This window comes from Faecalicatena contorta, assembly GCF_022835095.1.
In the GTDB taxonomy this organism is placed as follows: domain Bacteria; phylum Bacillota; class Clostridia; order Lachnospirales; family Lachnospiraceae; genus Faecalicatena; species Faecalicatena contorta.
The window spans coordinates 102,507-117,685 of sequence record NZ_BQNQ01000001.1; the positions used below are offsets into that span (position 1 = coordinate 102,507).

Genomic DNA, 15,179 nt, shown 5'->3' on the forward strand with positions numbered 1-15,179 from the left:
CTTTATTATAATAGGGAATTGCCCGGCAGACATTGTTCTTTTCTGCTCATATTGGTAATTGACAAAATGATATCATTATGATATCATTCATATATAAACAAGAATTACTTATTACCAGGAAGTGAAAGAGAGGGATTATTATGAATGAAAAGGCCCTTAGTACAAAAAAGAATGGCATGCTGGTTTTGATTATTACGATACTGCTCTATGCAGCAGCCATTGCAGGCTGTATCTTAGGCGGTGTGATCGTAAATGACGGCGGACTGCCGGTTCTGCTGATTATCAGCATAATCTGGCTTTGCATCGGATGGCTTCCATTCTGTGGCCTGAAGGTATTGAAACCGCAGGAAGCGTTGGTATTGACGCTATTCGGTAAATATGTTGGTACATTAAAGGATGACGGTTTTTACTTTGTGAATCCATTCTGCACCAGCGTGAACCCGGCAGCCAAGACAAAACTGAACCAGAGCGGCGATGTGGACGGCGGGGCACAGAAGGCATTCGCAGTCACTGTTAAAAATGAAATTTCCGTTGGGGAAGCTTCCAGCAAAAAGATTTCTCTGAAGATCATGACGCTGAACAATAACCGTCAGAAGATCAATGACTGCCTTGGCAATCCTGTTGAGATTGGGATCGCAGTTATGTGGCGGGTGACAGATACCGCAAAGGCAGTATTTAATGTAGACAATTACAAGGAATATCTGTCATTACAATGCGACAGCGCGCTCCGCAATATTGTACGGATTTATCCATACGATGTGGCGCCGAATGTAGATACTACCGGTGATGGCGTTGCGGATGAGGGAAGTCTGCGTGGTTCCAGTGAAGTAGTTGCTTCCAGAATCCGGGATGAGATTCAGCAGAAAGTAGCGGACGCAGGGCTGGAGGTTATCGAAGCACGTATTACTTATCTGGCGTACGCACAGGAGATCGCGGCTGTTATGCTCCAGAGGCAGCAGGCTTCCGCCATTATCGATGCAAGAAAGATGATCGTGGACGGTGCGGTCGGCATGGTGGAGATGGCCTTGGACCGTCTGAACGAAAAAGAGATTGTGGAACTGGATGAAGAAAGAAAAGCGGCCATGGTTTCCAATCTGCTGGTGGTGCTCTGCGGCAATCATGATACGCAGCCCATCGTAAACACGGGAAGCCTCTACTAAGTATGGCAGATTCCAAGAAGAAACAGGTTCCCCTGAGGTTATCCGAAAAATTGTACAATGCCATTGCCGCTTGGGCGGAAGATGATTTTCGCTCTGTGAACGGACAAATCGAATACCTTCTGACAGAATGCGTAAGGCAGAGAAAAAAAGATGGGAAATACGTTTCAGAGCATTTGGATGAACCACCGGAACTGGATATTACGTAGCGCAAAGGGGTCTGACCCCTTTGCCGAAAGGTTTGTTCTCTTTAAAGATTAATCAGTTATATAAGAGAGGTTTTCAGCATAATACTGGAAGCCTCTTTTTCGTTTAAGGCGGGGAATTTGAAAATCAACAGTGTTATTAATGAAAAAATTTACTGGGTGCAGGTAAAGCAGAATGATATAAGAATAAATAGTGAAATGTTTAAAAAGTTGAAACAGGTAGTCCAATTACAGTGTCTAATAAGTAGAAAGAGGCTGAGGGAGGGAAAAGAGTGGAAGAGCTGGTTCGAAAAGCAAAACAGAAAGACCCGGAAGCATTTACGGAGCTGATGCGGTTACACATGCAGAGCATGTATAAGGTTGCCAGGTCATACCTTTCCTCGGATGAGGATGCGGCGGATGCAGTGCAGGAGACGATTCTGACCTGCTATGAAAAGCTTCCTCTGCTGAAACAAGACAAATATTTCAAAACATGGATGACAAAAATATTGATGAGAAAATGTTGTGATATTTTAAAGCGACAGAAGGTCATTGATTTTAACGGAAAAACCGCGGAGCAGGGGGCTTGTGATAAGTCCTTTGAGGAATTGGAATGGAAAGAAGTCATTGGGCTTCTGGATGAAAAATACCGTCTGATCATGGTGCTGTATTATGTGGAAGGGTTTCAGACAGGGGAGATCGCCCAGATCCTGGGTATGAATGAAAATACGGTGCGGACCAGGCTGAAGCGGGGCAAGGAGCAGATGCAGGATGTATATGTAAAAAAATCAGGAAGGAGGAAACCGCATGGACGAAAAACGGGAGTGGCTGGGGAAGCTACAGGAAGAGGCAGAAATTCCGGAAGTCGTATGGAAAAAAGTTGAGCAGACATTTGATATAATCCGGGAAGAAGAAATATACAGGGAGATTCCCAGGCGTACAAATAAGAGCAAACGCAGGCGAAGCAAGAGGACAATGGCAGTTATCATTGCAGCGGCAGTGCTTATGGTCAGTACATTGACAGTTGGGGCCGCCAAATATTTTCACTGGAACGACAGCTTTTCTAAAAGATACAACATTGATCCTGAAACAGAGAAAAAGCTGAATGATTCGAACTCTGCGAAGGAAATGAACCAGTTTACAGAACATGACGGTATCAGGATAGAGGCAGTGCAATCCGTAGCAGACAGCTATGCGGCTCATATTGTTTTGATGATCCGGGGAAGCGAGGGGTTCCCGCTTGAGAGCCATATGGGGTTTGAGAGCATTGATGTGCAGGTGGAAGGGAATGAAATGATTGGCTGGGAGGGGAGATTCCTCAAAGAGGTGACCGAGGATTGGTCGGATGGAGTCGAATATGAAATTACGGTACAAGATCTCGGCGAAAAAGGGCTGTTAAACAAACCTATTAAGCTGTCATTTCACAAAATAACAGATGAATATACAGGAAAATTAAACCGAACCGCGCCGCCTGTACTGGTGGATACCTCCTGGGAGCTTACACTGAATCTGGATAATGAGGATACCGGTAAGGTATACGAGGTTAACCAGAAGATACCTGGAAGCGAAGCAGTCGCCAAATCGCTTCGTTTGTCCTCAATCTCTTATACTCTGGATATGGAATGGACGTATCAAAAAGAGACTTTGTCGGGCATTGATTCCAACACGGGTGAGGAGGCAGAATTTGAACATGTCAAGAACCCGCCAATGCTTATGGGGCTTGTATATGAGGATGGGAGTGTACGTGAAAATGTACTTCTCCATATGAGTGGACATTTTACCAATGAAGAAAGAACGGAGTACCGGGCGTATGGGTATAATTATGAGATGGCTGAGTATGAAAATGTGAGCGGGCTGCTCTTTTTTGTGGGAGAAGAAGTGGTACGTGTGCCGGTGGAGAAGCCGGATTAAAGAGAAGAACTTAAATGCCTTTTACAGGAGCAGTAGGACACGCATAAGTGAGACTGCTCCTGTTTTTATATGATAGAAAAGTGCTCGGTACTTTCCTGTTATATAAAACCCTCTGGGGGATGTACAAGCCTCGATAGGTATATAGCCGCAGGGCGGCATCACGGCGGTGCCAAAGTGTGCACTTTTACAAAATTAACATACCTTAATTTTTAGCGTTAGCTGAAAATCCGCCCGGCAGGGGCATTAGTTACGTGGTGCCCTTGGGTATACTTTACTTGGAAACCCCTACAAAATCTCAAATTCTTTGAATTAAACTTGCGAATAGGCATTGTCTTCAGTGGCGCGCTTTAAATCCTACAATCGGCCAGCCTCTATCAGAAGTCTGGTCAGATCAAGTACGTTCTCTGCGCCTTCAATTCGGCCTTCTTCCCTGCTGACTTCTCTTTCCTGGCGCATATGTTTTTCTTCATCATATTCTTAAATACTCACGCTTTTCGCCTCCGCTCTGTTTTTACTCAGGAAATCTGCCAGAATGCCATCTGGGATGCATTCGGTAATCGCTCTTTCCACAGCCTCCTCCAGTTCCATAATCTTTGCGTATGTGCGTATCTTTGTGGTAAATACAGAATAATCATGTAAAGTTTTGCAGCTATCCATAAGTTGTTGATTATAGCCCAGATTAATGTTCGACATTCTCAAGCACAGGTGCCTCCTCGTTTAGCATACATATCGGATAACTTTAATGTCTGCGATTCCGGTTGTTCATAATTACCATTGTAGAAGATTACAAACCTGGGGGCAGGTTGGGACTGCAGGTTGACTGGTGTTCATAAAGTGCCAGCCTTGAGTCAATAATAAAAGAGATATCATTATGCATAGACAAATATATAGCATTCTCCAAAGTATTAATTTGTAATAATTCGGGATCATCATAGTTAGTTTCGTTCATTGCATTATATAATTGAAGCAACTCCTTCTTATCACGGAATCTTAGTTCAAATAACCTGGACTTATAAAGACGGTTTGATTTTGGCTGCGCAGCAATACTCATATATTAGTGCCTCCTTAGTTTTTAGTGCAAGAGGCCTGAAAACATTGTCCAGTTTTATGAAACCTCGCTGCTATAGTTGTGGGTTTACAAGTATTGAGATTTCTGCGGTTGATTTCCTGTATAAGGAAGAATGGCTTCAGATGTGATGGCTGTCACTTAGAATAATTAGAAATATAATGCTTTAAACTAATTTTAGCATAGAGTAGTTTTTTTAACTAGTCTATTTGTAATATAAAATTGGAGTTTGGGAAATGAAAGTTACTATACACGCCCGAAGGGCGCGAAAACCAAGCAGCATTTCAGAAAAAGCAACGGTAAATCCATAGAGTATCTTTATACCACCCATTATATAAAGAAAAAAGAAAGTAGCCGGAAACTAACGACGGTGGAGAAAATCCGGCTAAAAAATTCCTAATAATCATATTTTAGAAAAAGGACTAATCCTCTTCTTTCAAGCATAATATACAGTACTAATGTATTGTACAAGCGTGAAAGGAGAGGGTATTTTGTTTGAGGAAAAGTCACTACATGAGATATCAGATATGCTGCATACGGACAGGGAAAAGGGCCTGTCGGAGGCGGAGGCAGCGAGGCGGCTTGGGGAAGACGGGCCAAATGTTTTAAAAGAAGGAAGAAAAAAAACGGCCGTAGAGTCTTTTCTGGAGCAGCTGAATGACCCGCTCATCTGTGTACTCCTTGTGGCGGCTCTTGTTTCCTTTCTGCTGAAGGAAGTGAGCGATGCAATTATTATCGCTATTGTGATTGTAGTAAATGCAACGGTAGGCGTGATTCAGGAAGGGAAGGCCCAAAAGGCACTGGAATCGCTTAAAAAGCTGACAAGCCCCAAGGCGGTGGTGAGAAGAGACGGTATGATACGGGAAATTCTGGCTTCGGATCTGGTAAAAGGAGATATTGTCCTTTTGGAGGCAGGAGCTCAGGTGGCAGCGGACCTGCGTCTTGTAAAGACCTGGAACTTGAAGGTGGAAGAGTCGGCACTGACAGGAGAATCCCTGCCCGTGAGTAAAGATGCGGCTTTTCAGGCGGACAAACCGCTTCCTGTAGGAGACCGGAAGAATGAGGCATTTATGTCCACCTTGGTGACCAGTGGAAGAGGGGAAGGCGTTGTAATAGGAGCAGGCATGGATACGGAGATTGGGAAAATCGCGGCAATCATCAGTGATGTCCCGAAAGAATTCACGCCGCTTCAGAAGAAATTGGCCGGATTGGGAAAGATGCTCAGTATCGTATCGGTTCTTCTATGCGCCGCCCTGTTTGCAATCGCAGTCTTCCAGAAACGTAACATCCTGGAAATGCTGATCACAGCCATATCGCTGGCCGTAGCTGCTGTGCCGGAGGGCCTGCCGGCTATTGTAACCATAGTATTGGCGCTTAGTGTTTCGAAGATGGTCCGGGTGAATACAATTGTAAGAAAGCTCCCCTCCGTTGAGACTCTTGGTGCGGTCAATGTAGTCTGCTCGGACAAAACCGGTACACTGACTCAGAATAAAATGACAGTTACGAGATATTTTGTAAACCAAAACATTTACAAAAGCAGCCAACCGGCGCCCAATATGCCGGAAGAGTTTGTGGAAGGATTAACATTATGCAACGACGCGGTTATAACGGATCGGGAAGAACTGGGAGACCCGACAGAGCTTGCCCTGCTCCGTTTTGCCCAGGGATACCGTTCCAAGGGCGAGGCGCAGTCTTCGGGACGTTCCCAAAAAGAAGCGCTGGAGGCCAGAATGCCGCGGGTAAACGAGAAGTCTTTTGATTCCCAGCGCAAGATGATGACTACGGTACACCAAAGTACACAGGGGCTTAAGGCTTATACAAAAGGCGCACCCGAGGTTATATTGGGAAGGTGCAGTAAGATCCTGATCAATGGAAAAGTACAGTCCCTGACAGATACCCACCGAAGACAGATACGGCAGGCCGTAGATGACTTCTCAGCCCAGGCTCTGCGAGTACTGGCAGTCGCAGTTAGGAAGGGCGAAAAGGACGTAAAAGAACAGGATATGACCTTTATCGGACTCGCAGGGATGATCGACCCCGTCAGGCCGGAGGCAAAGGCAGCGGTGGAGCGCTTTAAAAATGCATCTGTACGTACCGTTATGATCACAGGTGATCATATTGATACCGCATTTGCAATTGCAAGAGAGCTTGGAATCGCAAAGAAGCTGGATGAATGTATGACAGGAGAGGAACTGGAAAAGACATCCGATGTCCAGTTGAAAGAGAAATTAAAAAGGACCAGCGTATTTGCAAGAGTTTCGCCGGAGCATAAGGTGCGGATCGTGAAAGCGCTGAAAGAAACCGGAAACATTGCGGCTATGACCGGAGACGGTGTGAATGATGCTCCCTCACTCCGTATGGCGGATATCGGGATCGCGATGGGGGTTACCGGAACGGATGTAGCCAAAAATGCGGCAGATATGATTCTGACAGACGATAATTTTGCTACAATAGAAAAAGCCATAGAAGAAGGACGCAGTATCTATGAAAACATCAAGAAAACGGTACTGTTTCTATTGTCTTCAAACTTTGGCGAAATCATCACGATGTTCACCGCTGTCATCCTTGGGCTTGCATCCCCCCTCAAAGCCAGCCATATACTATGGGTCAATCTGATCACAGACTCCCTGCCGGCGCTGGCGCTGGGTGTCGATAAAAACGATAAGGAAGCCCTGATGAAGATGCCTCCCAGAAAGGCAAATGAAGGCTTATTTTCAAATGGGGGAACCGCCTGCACCATTTTTTACGGCTGCCTGATTGCGGCCATAAGCCTGACCGCATTCCTGAAAGTTCCCTGGGACATACTCGCCTCGCAGCAAAAAGCATTTACCCTGGCCAATATCTCAGTTATCTTTGCCGACGCGGATCTGCTGGCCAGAGCACAAACCTATGCATTTACCGTACTGGGAATGTCTGAACTGTTCCATGCACTAGGGATGAAAGATATACACACTTCTGTATTTTCCAGAAAACGGGATTTTAACGTGGTGATGCTTGCTTCTTTTGGTGCGGGGTTCGTCCTGCAGGCCGCGGTAACCGAGATCCCCTATCTTACCGCTATGTTCGGGACAGCGGCTCTGTCCCTCGGAGAATGGGTATCCCTGATTATCCTGTCTGCATTCCCAATATTGGCGCATGAGATATTCGTGCTGCTGGGAGTGACACATTTTGGATCGGCCAGCGTCAAACAAAAACTGGCCTCAGAAAACAAAAAAATCAGCCCGCAAGCGGATGGGGTTAAATAAGAACGGATATATCCGTAAAATACAAATAAGACGCGCTTTTCGCAGGAAAGCGTGTCTTATTCGTCTATATTACGATATTTTGCAAAGGGGTCAGACCCCTTTGAGTATACATTGTTCCGCAGCTTGCTGGGGATTCGCCCGCAGGGCATGAGTTACGGGGCGCCCTATGGGTTTAATTTTTTCCCCAGCATCTCCGGATTCGAAGCATAAGTCAGTGCAGTATCCCGGGATATTTTTCCATCTTTATAAAGCTTTAGCAGACTTGTATCCATTGAAACCATGTCTTCCTTAACAGAACTATAAATAATGCCGTCGATCTGATGCACCTTATTATCCCGGATCATGTTCCGGATTGCAGGGGTAACGGTCATAATCTCGAATGCCGGCACTACGTTTCCATCCACTGTAGGAACCAGCTGCTGAGACACAACGGCATTGAGCACCATGGAAAGCTGTACAGCGATCTGCCGCTGTTGATTCGACGGAAATACATCGATAATACGGTCGATGGTATTTGCGGCGCCGATGGTGTGCAGGGTAGAGAAAAGCAGATGCCCTGTCTCTGCGGCAGTCATGGCGACGTTGATCGTCTCGTAGTCGCGCATTTCCCCAAGCAGGATCACATCGGGGCTCTGGCGGAGTGCAGCGCGCAGGGCGGTGACGTAATTGTCTGTATCCACGTTAATTTCACGCTGGCTGACAATGCTGCGGTTGTGGCGGTGCAGGAATTCCAGCGGATCCTCCAGGGTGATGATGTGTTCATCCCTTGTCTTGTTGATCTGATCAATGATGCAGGCGAGCGTGGTAGACTTGCCGCTCCCGGCGGGGCCTGTAACAAGTACCATGCCTTTGCCGCTGTTACCAAGCTGGATGATATAATCTGGAAGCCCAAGCTCTTTTGGATCCGGCAGGATGAACGTGATAACGCGGATGACCGCGGAGAGTGCGCCTCTCTGTTTATAAGCGCTGACACGGAAGCGGGAAACGCCCTGGATGGCGAAGGAAAAGTCATCATCCCCATGCTTGTGGAGCTGGCTGATATCGCGGTTGTCTGCCAGGCGGTATATCTCCACCAGCAAACTTTCCGTATCCGGGGGGAGAAGCCTGTCTTCATATATACGGTTGATGACACCGTTCTTCCGGCAGGAGACAGGCAGCCCGGCTACGATAAAAATATCGGATGCACCATTGGCCACAGCCTGTTCCAGTATTGTTTTTGCGTCCATAAATCTATTCTCCTTTAATTCGTAACAGTTCAGGCAGAGCTGACGGTTACTTCAATTTCACTATTTAATAAGTTTTAACGTATTATCTCCCTTCCATTCTGCCTGGGAAACGACTTTCCACTGTGTAACCCGGTAGAAGCCGGCCTCTTCTTTGTCTGCAGGCAGCAGTTCCAGTACCACAGATAAAAATTGTTTGTCATTAACCGGCACCTGGTAAGACACGGAAGGTTTTTCAGCAGAAATGTTCAGCTCCAGCACAACATCATCGGTATCCACAACCGGCGTCAGTGCAGAGAGCTTCTTCTCTACTGTTGAATAATAGGTTCCGCGGGCATTTTTGTAAGCCTCCGCAAGAACTGTATCAATCTGATCCAGTATGGTTTCGGCCTGGCTGGAAGCCCTGTAATAGTCGGTTTTGCGTTCCGCCAGCCTGCTGCTGAAACCGTAGTCGCTGCGTGCGCTGGAGAGGGACAGGGTCGCAAATGTTACCAGGCACAGCACCAGAAAAATAACCAGCAATAAGGAGGAACCGATATTTACAACGGGAGAATGTTTCTTATTTCCATTCATGATTTATCCCTCCTTTGCAGATGATGGGAGATATCCAGTGAATAGATGTCCTTCCCGTCAGTTAGTCTCTTCATGGTTATTTTGGCGTGAAGCATAAAATCTTCCTGGGAAAGGGATATGTCCAGCGTGTAGGCGGCATCATTCTGCCCGGTACGGGAAAAGTTCTCATCATAAAAAATTGCCGCCTTTTCCATACCGATAACTTCTGAATCCGGATATTCCGAACAGATCAAATCGATTGCTGACTGCTGATCCGAAGAGGCATTCATAAGTTCCGCAATGCTGGATACTTCATTGGCGGAAACCTGGAGTTCACGCGATTCCTGGCTCAGCAGATGTGATTTTACAAAAAATTGTACGCAAACGGCACTTGCAATTGAGAAAAACAAGATTGCAAGAATCAGTTCCAAGAGGAACAGACTGGAAGATTTGGCCCGGTTTCTGCGTGTCATAGTGCTCTCCTTTTCTATATATTACTGTGCTTCGGTGCTTCTTGCCGTTACGACAGAGGCAGCATTCTGCCCCGCATCGTCTGTACAGGTGAAGCGGAAGGTATGATCACTTACGGCCTCCATCTCAAAGGACTTTACCTGCAGGATCGGCCTGCCCCGGGAGGCATCAGCCTGTACGCCTTCTTTTACAAATAGCTCTTTTAACTCATGTTCATCGGTGTAGATATAAGTAAAGTAAGATGCCCCATCGTATTCCTGCTCCAGGATAAGCGCATCCAGTCCGTCAAATGTCCCCAGTGAAACACTCCCGTTCTCATCACTCTGATGGATCTTTTCGCTGATATAGGACAGTGATGTGCCGGCCGTATAATTCAGAGACGAATGTTCGGTGGCAGAGCGGTATATATTGGTGGCAAGAAGGATGACTGTCAGTGCGGACACCGCAAACACAAAGAACAGCGCTACTGGAAATAAGAAATCAATCATGTGGTTCTTCCGGGTTCGAAAACGCATAGTCAGTCTCCTTTCTCAATGATTGTTACATCGGGCAGGATGTTGGTGCCGACAATTTTATAATCAACAAAAAATCTATCTTCATCGTAAGTAATACCATAATGTTCCTTCAGATATTCCAGGCTTTCCGGATAACTGCCCTCCACGGCATAACAGTAAGTGATACTGCGGTTCAGCGCATTTTCGAGGCTTTCTCTCTGACGGCGCACAGAACCGGAGGACAGCGATTCAATGCCCTGATAAAATAGAAGCACAATCAGCAGAAAAACGCAGACTGAAATGATAAACTTCCGATATGTATGCTGTTTTTTCTGATATTCAAAACGTGCCATAAGAACCTCCGTTTAAATACTGGACATGATTCCCATTAGAGGAAGCATGACAGAAAGTAAAATTACGCCGACGATCAGGGAGAGCGCTATGACAAGTGTAGGCTCCAGGACGGCAAGGCTGTTATTCATACGGGTATCAATATCATCCTGATAAAGCCCTGCAATATTGTCCATCACCTGATCCATAGAACCAGTTTTAGCGCCGATAGAAGCCATTCTGGCATACATTCCGGTTAAAATACCTGTGCCGTGCAGCGCTTCTGCCAGATCCTGCCCTTCATCGATAAGGCTTTGGCAGGCATCAATCTTTTTCTGAAAATGCACGTCGTCATTCAGGGCGCTGACCAGTTCCATGCTGCGCTCCGGATTCAGGCCGCTGCTGAGCGTGAGAGCCATACCGCTGGCAAACCTGCAGGCAGCGATCTCTTCATAAATAACACGGGTAAACCTAAATTTATAACCAATATTACGGGACATCTGTTTTCCACTGGCCGTTCTGGTGCCGAAAAGAATCAGTGCCGCGATGACGACCAGAATGGCAACAAATACGATAGAATAATGATTGATAGCATTGCCAATCCCCATAAGCGTCCGGGAAAATCCGGTCATCTCGGTGCCCAGCTGGATAAATACCTGATTGAAGATGGGCATAACTTTCACAAGAAGCACAATGATGACCACTACCATCATACCGGCCATAATAAGCGGATAGGTTACCGCATTTTTAATACTTTTGGCTATAGAGTCCTCACGGTCGTAATGCTCGCTCAGTGCAGACATGACCTCGTCAAGGGTGCCTGTCTCCTCGCCGATCTGTATCATATGCAGCATATAGGACGGGAAAAGCCTTGTATTCTCAAGCGCCTGATACATGCTTCCGGTTTCCTGCATGTGATCCAGAATTGCCTGCAGGATGTCTTTTTCACCTGCGGAGGCGGTGTCCTCCAGCATGATTGTAATACCTTCCAGAGAGGAGATGCCCGACTTTAATATCAGGGCAATCTGCCCACAGAAGGCAGAAATCTCCATATTTGTAAATGGTTTTTCCTGTACTTGCTTCTCCATAGTGTGTCCTCCGTTATTTTTGAATAGGAATAAACGTTGTTATAAGAATAAAATTGCTAATAAGAATACTTTACTGTGTAATGACTGCCGTCTCCTATGTATTTTCCGACTGCCTTCCTGCTGTTATTTGCGGCAAGAGTCGGATCCATAAGGGACCAGCTTTTGCCGTCAAACTGGATGATCTTATCAACCCAGCCCTTTTCCTTCAGGTAAACGCTTACCCATGCGTGGTATGCTTCTCCCGAATATCCGACTTCCAGTCTGGTCGGAACTGACTGTGAGCGAAGCATAGCGGCCATCAGCGAGGCGTAATCGAAACAAATGCCCGTCTTATCTTTTAAGGTCTGATCCAGGTTGGGCAGGTAGTCGGTCGGAATGTTTTCCGCTTTCTTATCATCATATACAATATTCTCAATGACGTAGTGATACACGTTCTGTACATAACTAAGGTCATCGGAGGACTTATCAGAAATCTCCCTCCCCAGCTTAACGGCCTGGGAATCCTCTGTAAACCACACGTATTGATTGGGATACAGGAAAGGCTTAAACTCATCACTGATATTGACTTCTATATCCTGGGAAAATGCGAGTGCATAGAGGTCGTCCCGGACATTTTCCAGGATATCCAGGTGATAGGAGCCGTTTCCTCCTGTAAGGGGAAAGGTTTCATAAGAACCTCCGCCCAGTGTGTAAGTGTAAACGGTTCCGTCAGGTATCGTGATCTGCAGTTTGACCTTGGCGGCGCTGCCGCCGTATTGTACCATAACGTAGCCTTCGCCTGTATTGGATGCATCAATAGAAATAATTTCATTTCCATAAACGGTTGAACCCGATGCCTGCGGAGTAAGAATCTGGAGCGCGCTCTGCCTTTTTTTACCAGTCGAAGCGGAGGCGCTTGAAATGTCGCCGTTTCCCTTCGAACAGCCGGAAAAAGAGGAGGCCGCAATCATAATGAGCAGAACAGCACTTAATAAACGTGAACTCTTTTTCATTACATCAGGCCTCCTCTCAGGGTTTCTGTATTATTCCCTGATTGTCAGAATCAGGTGAAGCGTATTGCCGGCCTTGTCCGGCACATAAATGTTAAGCGATTTCTCAGGATAATCAAATATAATATAGTTCCCCTCTTCATCAAAGGAGACCGGTTCTACCTCATTACCGTCAATATCCAAAGCAGAGATATTATCGTAGTCCACTCCGGAGCCGGGATCGGAGAGATACAGATAGATCTGGTCCCCCACCTGCTTGTCAGAAAGAACCACCGGCGAGGTGGTATCCACACCGCTCACCTCACAGGTGATGGAGGCGAACTGGCGGTTTTTTAGCGTAACGGTAACGGTCATGGTTCCATTGAGTGTGGGTTCGATGGAATATGTCTTTTCGGCCACTTCATATACCGGAATATTGCTGCCGCCTATATTGGCTGTGATCCTGCTGACCGGTATAAATGTATCTACAACAAGTTCATATGCAGGTTTGCCGTTTGTACCATGATCCTTTAAGTTCAGCTGCATATTAGGTGCGATGAACAGCAAAGGCACCATACAAAAAAATAACAGAATAATTACCAGCAGAACCTTCTGGAGCAAAAAACGCTCTCTTCGGTAATTACTGTAAGATTTCAGCACGGAAAGAGGAACGGTATTGGGTTCTACCTCACATGCATCAAATATATTTTCAAGCATCTGGCTGGCAGTTGATTCGTCCAGTTCGGGTCCTCTTGTCTTCTTAAATTTGTCTGTCAACATTGGTAAAACTCACCTCCTTAACGCTCCAGTGCCTGCGCCAGCTTTGTACGTCCGCTGTTAAGATAACGCTTCACGGTACTTTTACTGACCTCCATTACATCAGCGATTTCCTCCAGCTTCATATTTTGATAATACTTCATAATAATGGCCTGTGATTCAGTAAATGACAGATCTAATATCTTCTTCATGATATATTCACGTTCATCTACCCGGATGACCTGTTCTTCCGGATTAGCATGATGCTTCGCCTGGTACTTGTTAACAGCGATATCTTCCTTGGTAAAGCCGGTCAGTTCCTGGTCAAAACGGTTCTGCTTACGGTGCATATTAAAGCAGACGCGGAAATTGATCTGATTGAGCCAGGAAATGAAAAGCTTAGAATCTCGAAGTGTATAAAGATTCTTGAGTGCTAGTATATAAGTTTCCTGGAGGGCGTCCTGTGCAAGATATTCATCCTTCAGATAATTAAATGCAAAACGGTATTCTTTTTGATAAGTGGCAGCATACAATTCAGCAAAAGCGTCGCTGTCACCGGTTCGGGCACGGCTGACCAGGGTCGATATATAGCCATAATCTAATTCTGCCATCTATTCACCTACTTCCCGTTATAGTCTCATATACTTCCCGTTTATAGTTTCATAATCTTATATCCCAAAGGCACCCCATAACACATGCCCTGTGGACGGGTCTGCAACGCAGCTGCAGAATAAGGTATACCCAAAGGGCACCCCGTAACTCATGCCCTGCGGGCGGGTCTGCAGCAAAGCTGCAGAATAAGGTATGTATTTAAGCACTGTATATCCTCTTATTTGCGAGTGCAATAAGATCGGTAATGGTACCGGCCTTAGTACCTTCCTTGAAAGCACGGCCGTATTTGTAAGCAATTGGATGGGTTCCTGATCCTGAATTGTGAGAGTCTACTTTTGTGTAAACCCGTTCGAGGAAATTATCTAGTTTCTCATCGCTTCCGTTTTCGAACAAAGCCATAAATTTGTTTCCTCCATTGCGCCCGATAAAACAGAGGTCAACGGAGGCCATTTTGAGGATGTTGGAGAAATCCTTAATCAGAGCATTCCCCTCTGCGTGTCCATATAAGCGGTTTATATCGCTTACATTTGACAGTTCAAACATGATACATCCGATGTCAGAAGGCAATGCCTGGTCAAGATACTTTTCGATTAGTGCATCGCAGCTGAAACGGTTTGGAATACCGGAGAGAGGATCCGAGTGTACTGCAAAGTCCAGGTCCCGGTAGTCTCTTTTAAAGGAAGAGAAAAAATTAAAATCAAGAAAAAGAAATAAGAATGACAATCCTAGCACCGCCCATAACAGACCACAAATAATCCGGATAGACGGGTTCGTGGCAATATATTGATATACCTCCGGATCCATTATAATCTTATATATACAAAACCCGGTCAGAAAGACGTAGATGATCAGTTGTATTGTTTTGAAAATATCTAGTTTCTTCATTGATATAGCCTCCTTATTTCTCTGGACAAAATCTCGGAATCTTCAATTATTAATACTGAAGATGTTCAACAAACATTTTAATTATATCACATTTTAATGGATATACCTATATTTTTTCAAGCTACTATTTGTGTATATTTCAGATTATACATTAAATTTACACAATTATTTAATATTAAGTTCATGTAAATCGTATTAACTTAAGAAAAAAATTAAGAAAGTATAAAAAATATGAT

Annotated in this window: 17 protein-coding genes; 5 read left to right on the forward strand and 12 right to left on the reverse strand. The window is 45.5% G+C overall.

The window, feature by feature from the left end:
* Positions 1-140 precede the first annotated feature (140 nt).
* From MWG26_RS00490 to MWG26_RS00505, 4 genes are all read left to right on the forward strand, one after another.
* Positions 141-1,160, forward strand: a complete 1,020-nt coding sequence (locus MWG26_RS00490; protein WP_117441050.1) for an SPFH domain-containing protein — start codon at positions 141-143, stop codon at positions 1,158-1,160.
* Between the two features lie 2 nt (positions 1,161-1,162).
* Positions 1,163-1,366 carry a type II toxin-antitoxin system antitoxin gene (locus tag MWG26_RS00495; protein WP_025653970.1) on the forward strand — a complete coding sequence of 68 codons (204 nt, stop codon included), beginning with the start codon at positions 1,163-1,165 and terminating at the stop codon, positions 1,364-1,366.
* 269 nt (positions 1,367-1,635) lie between these two features.
* A complete protein-coding gene (locus tag MWG26_RS00500) occupies positions 1,636-2,226 on the forward strand; it encodes an RNA polymerase sigma factor (protein ID WP_117441049.1) in 591 nt (196 codons plus the stop codon).
* Positions 2,150-3,253, forward strand: coding sequence for a DUF4179 domain-containing protein (locus MWG26_RS00505; RefSeq protein ID WP_025653972.1), 1,104 nt, complete (start codon positions 2,150-2,152; stop codon positions 3,251-3,253). Before MWG26_RS00500 ends, MWG26_RS00505 begins: the two co-directional genes overlap by 77 nt.
* A 477-nt stretch (positions 3,254-3,730) precedes the next feature.
* Here MWG26_RS00505 and MWG26_RS00510 read toward each other — a convergent pair whose 3' ends face one another.
* Together MWG26_RS00510 and MWG26_RS00515 are read right to left on the reverse strand one after the other, a co-directional pair.
* The gene (locus MWG26_RS00510; RefSeq protein WP_309295945.1) at positions 3,731-3,952 is read right to left on the reverse strand and encodes a hypothetical protein; all 222 of its coding nucleotides are present in this window, start codon (positions 3,950-3,952) and stop codon (positions 3,731-3,733) included.
* Between the two features lie 85 nt (positions 3,953-4,037).
* Positions 4,038-4,304, reverse strand: coding sequence for a hypothetical protein (locus tag MWG26_RS00515; RefSeq protein ID WP_049915251.1), 267 nt, complete (start codon positions 4,302-4,304; stop codon positions 4,038-4,040).
* Positions 4,305-4,810: 506 nt separating this feature from the next.
* Between MWG26_RS00515 and MWG26_RS00520 the strand changes: the two genes are divergently transcribed.
* Positions 4,811-7,564: a cation-translocating P-type ATPase gene (locus MWG26_RS00520; RefSeq protein ID WP_275891935.1), complete on the forward strand. Its 2,754-nt coding sequence runs from the start codon at positions 4,811-4,813 to the stop codon at positions 7,562-7,564.
* Positions 7,565-7,728: 164 nt separating this feature from the next.
* Here MWG26_RS00520 and MWG26_RS00525 read toward each other — a convergent pair whose 3' ends face one another.
* The 10 genes from MWG26_RS00525 to MWG26_RS00570 form a co-directional block, all read right to left on the reverse strand.
* A complete protein-coding gene (locus tag MWG26_RS00525) occupies positions 7,729-8,790 on the reverse strand; it encodes a type IV pilus twitching motility protein PilT (protein WP_025653973.1) in 1,062 nt (353 codons plus the stop codon).
* 60 nt (positions 8,791-8,850) lie between these two features.
* A complete protein-coding gene (locus MWG26_RS00530; RefSeq protein WP_025653974.1) occupies positions 8,851-9,360 on the reverse strand; it encodes a hypothetical protein in 510 nt (169 codons plus the stop codon).
* On the reverse strand, positions 9,357-9,812 hold the full coding sequence (locus MWG26_RS00535) for a type IV pilus modification PilV family protein (RefSeq protein WP_025653975.1): 456 nt from the start codon (positions 9,810-9,812) through the stop codon (positions 9,357-9,359). Before MWG26_RS00535 ends, MWG26_RS00530 begins: the two co-directional genes overlap by 4 nt.
* Before the next feature lie 21 nt (positions 9,813-9,833).
* Entirely contained in the window at positions 9,834-10,325 is a 492-nt protein-coding gene (locus tag MWG26_RS00540; protein WP_025653976.1) for a DUF4860 domain-containing protein, read from the reverse strand.
* 2 nt (positions 10,326-10,327) lie between these two features.
* Positions 10,328-10,657, reverse strand: coding sequence for a hypothetical protein (locus MWG26_RS00545; RefSeq protein WP_025653977.1), 330 nt, complete (start codon positions 10,655-10,657; stop codon positions 10,328-10,330).
* Between the two features lie 12 nt (positions 10,658-10,669).
* Positions 10,670-11,722 (reverse strand): type II secretion system F family protein, encoded by a 1,053-nt coding sequence (locus tag MWG26_RS00550; protein ID WP_025653978.1) that lies wholly within the window; start codon positions 11,720-11,722, stop codon positions 10,670-10,672.
* A gap of 56 nt (positions 11,723-11,778) precedes the next feature.
* Positions 11,779-12,714 (reverse strand): transglutaminase-like domain-containing protein, encoded by a 936-nt coding sequence (locus tag MWG26_RS00555; RefSeq protein WP_025653979.1) that lies wholly within the window; start codon positions 12,712-12,714, stop codon positions 11,779-11,781.
* A gap of 30 nt (positions 12,715-12,744) precedes the next feature.
* Positions 12,745-13,470 carry a hypothetical protein gene (locus MWG26_RS00560; RefSeq protein WP_025653980.1) on the reverse strand — a complete coding sequence of 242 codons (726 nt, stop codon included), beginning with the start codon at positions 13,468-13,470 and terminating at the stop codon, positions 12,745-12,747.
* Between the two features lie 17 nt (positions 13,471-13,487).
* Positions 13,488-14,057 carry an RNA polymerase sigma factor gene (locus tag MWG26_RS00565; protein ID WP_025653981.1) on the reverse strand — a complete coding sequence of 190 codons (570 nt, stop codon included), beginning with the start codon at positions 14,055-14,057 and terminating at the stop codon, positions 13,488-13,490.
* A gap of 199 nt (positions 14,058-14,256) precedes the next feature.
* Complete coding sequence (locus tag MWG26_RS00570; RefSeq protein WP_025653982.1) at positions 14,257-14,943, reverse strand: diguanylate cyclase domain-containing protein; 687 nt, start codon at positions 14,941-14,943, stop codon at positions 14,257-14,259.
* Positions 14,944-15,179 lie beyond the last annotated feature (236 nt).

Bases quoted from the DNA above. Each gene is read 5' to 3' on its own strand.
- MWG26_RS00490 (WP_117441050.1), top strand. From the start codon at position 141: ATGAATGAAAAGGCCCTTAGTACAAAAAAGAATGGCATGCTGGTTTTG.
- MWG26_RS00495 (WP_025653970.1), top strand. From the start codon at position 1,163: ATGGCAGATTCCAAGAAGAAACAGGTTCCCCTGAGGTTATCCGAAAAA.
- MWG26_RS00505 (WP_025653972.1), top strand. From the start codon at position 2,150: ATGGACGAAAAACGGGAGTGGCTGGGGAAGCTACAGGAAGAGGCAGAA.
- MWG26_RS00515 (WP_049915251.1), bottom strand. From the start codon at position 4,304: ATGAGTATTGCTGCGCAGCCAAAATCAAACCGTCTTTATAAGTCCAGG.
- MWG26_RS00525 (WP_025653973.1), bottom strand. From the start codon at position 8,790: ATGGACGCAAAAACAATACTGGAACAGGCTGTGGCCAATGGTGCATCC.
- MWG26_RS00530 (WP_025653974.1), bottom strand. From the start codon at position 9,360: ATGAATGGAAATAAGAAACATTCTCCCGTTGTAAATATCGGTTCCTCC.
- MWG26_RS00535 (WP_025653975.1), bottom strand. From the start codon at position 9,812: ATGACACGCAGAAACCGGGCCAAATCTTCCAGTCTGTTCCTCTTGGAA.
- MWG26_RS00540 (WP_025653976.1), bottom strand. From the start codon at position 10,325: ATGCGTTTTCGAACCCGGAAGAACCACATGATTGATTTCTTATTTCCA.
- MWG26_RS00545 (WP_025653977.1), bottom strand. From the start codon at position 10,657: ATGGCACGTTTTGAATATCAGAAAAAACAGCATACATATCGGAAGTTT.
- MWG26_RS00550 (WP_025653978.1), bottom strand. From the start codon at position 11,722: ATGGAGAAGCAAGTACAGGAAAAACCATTTACAAATATGGAGATTTCT.
- MWG26_RS00555 (WP_025653979.1), bottom strand. From the start codon at position 12,714: ATGAAAAAGAGTTCACGTTTATTAAGTGCTGTTCTGCTCATTATGATT.
- MWG26_RS00560 (WP_025653980.1), bottom strand. From the start codon at position 13,470: ATGTTGACAGACAAATTTAAGAAGACAAGAGGACCCGAACTGGACGAA.
- MWG26_RS00565 (WP_025653981.1), bottom strand. From the start codon at position 14,057: ATGGCAGAATTAGATTATGGCTATATATCGACCCTGGTCAGCCGTGCC.
- MWG26_RS00570 (WP_025653982.1), bottom strand. From the start codon at position 14,943: ATGAAGAAACTAGATATTTTCAAAACAATACAACTGATCATCTACGTC.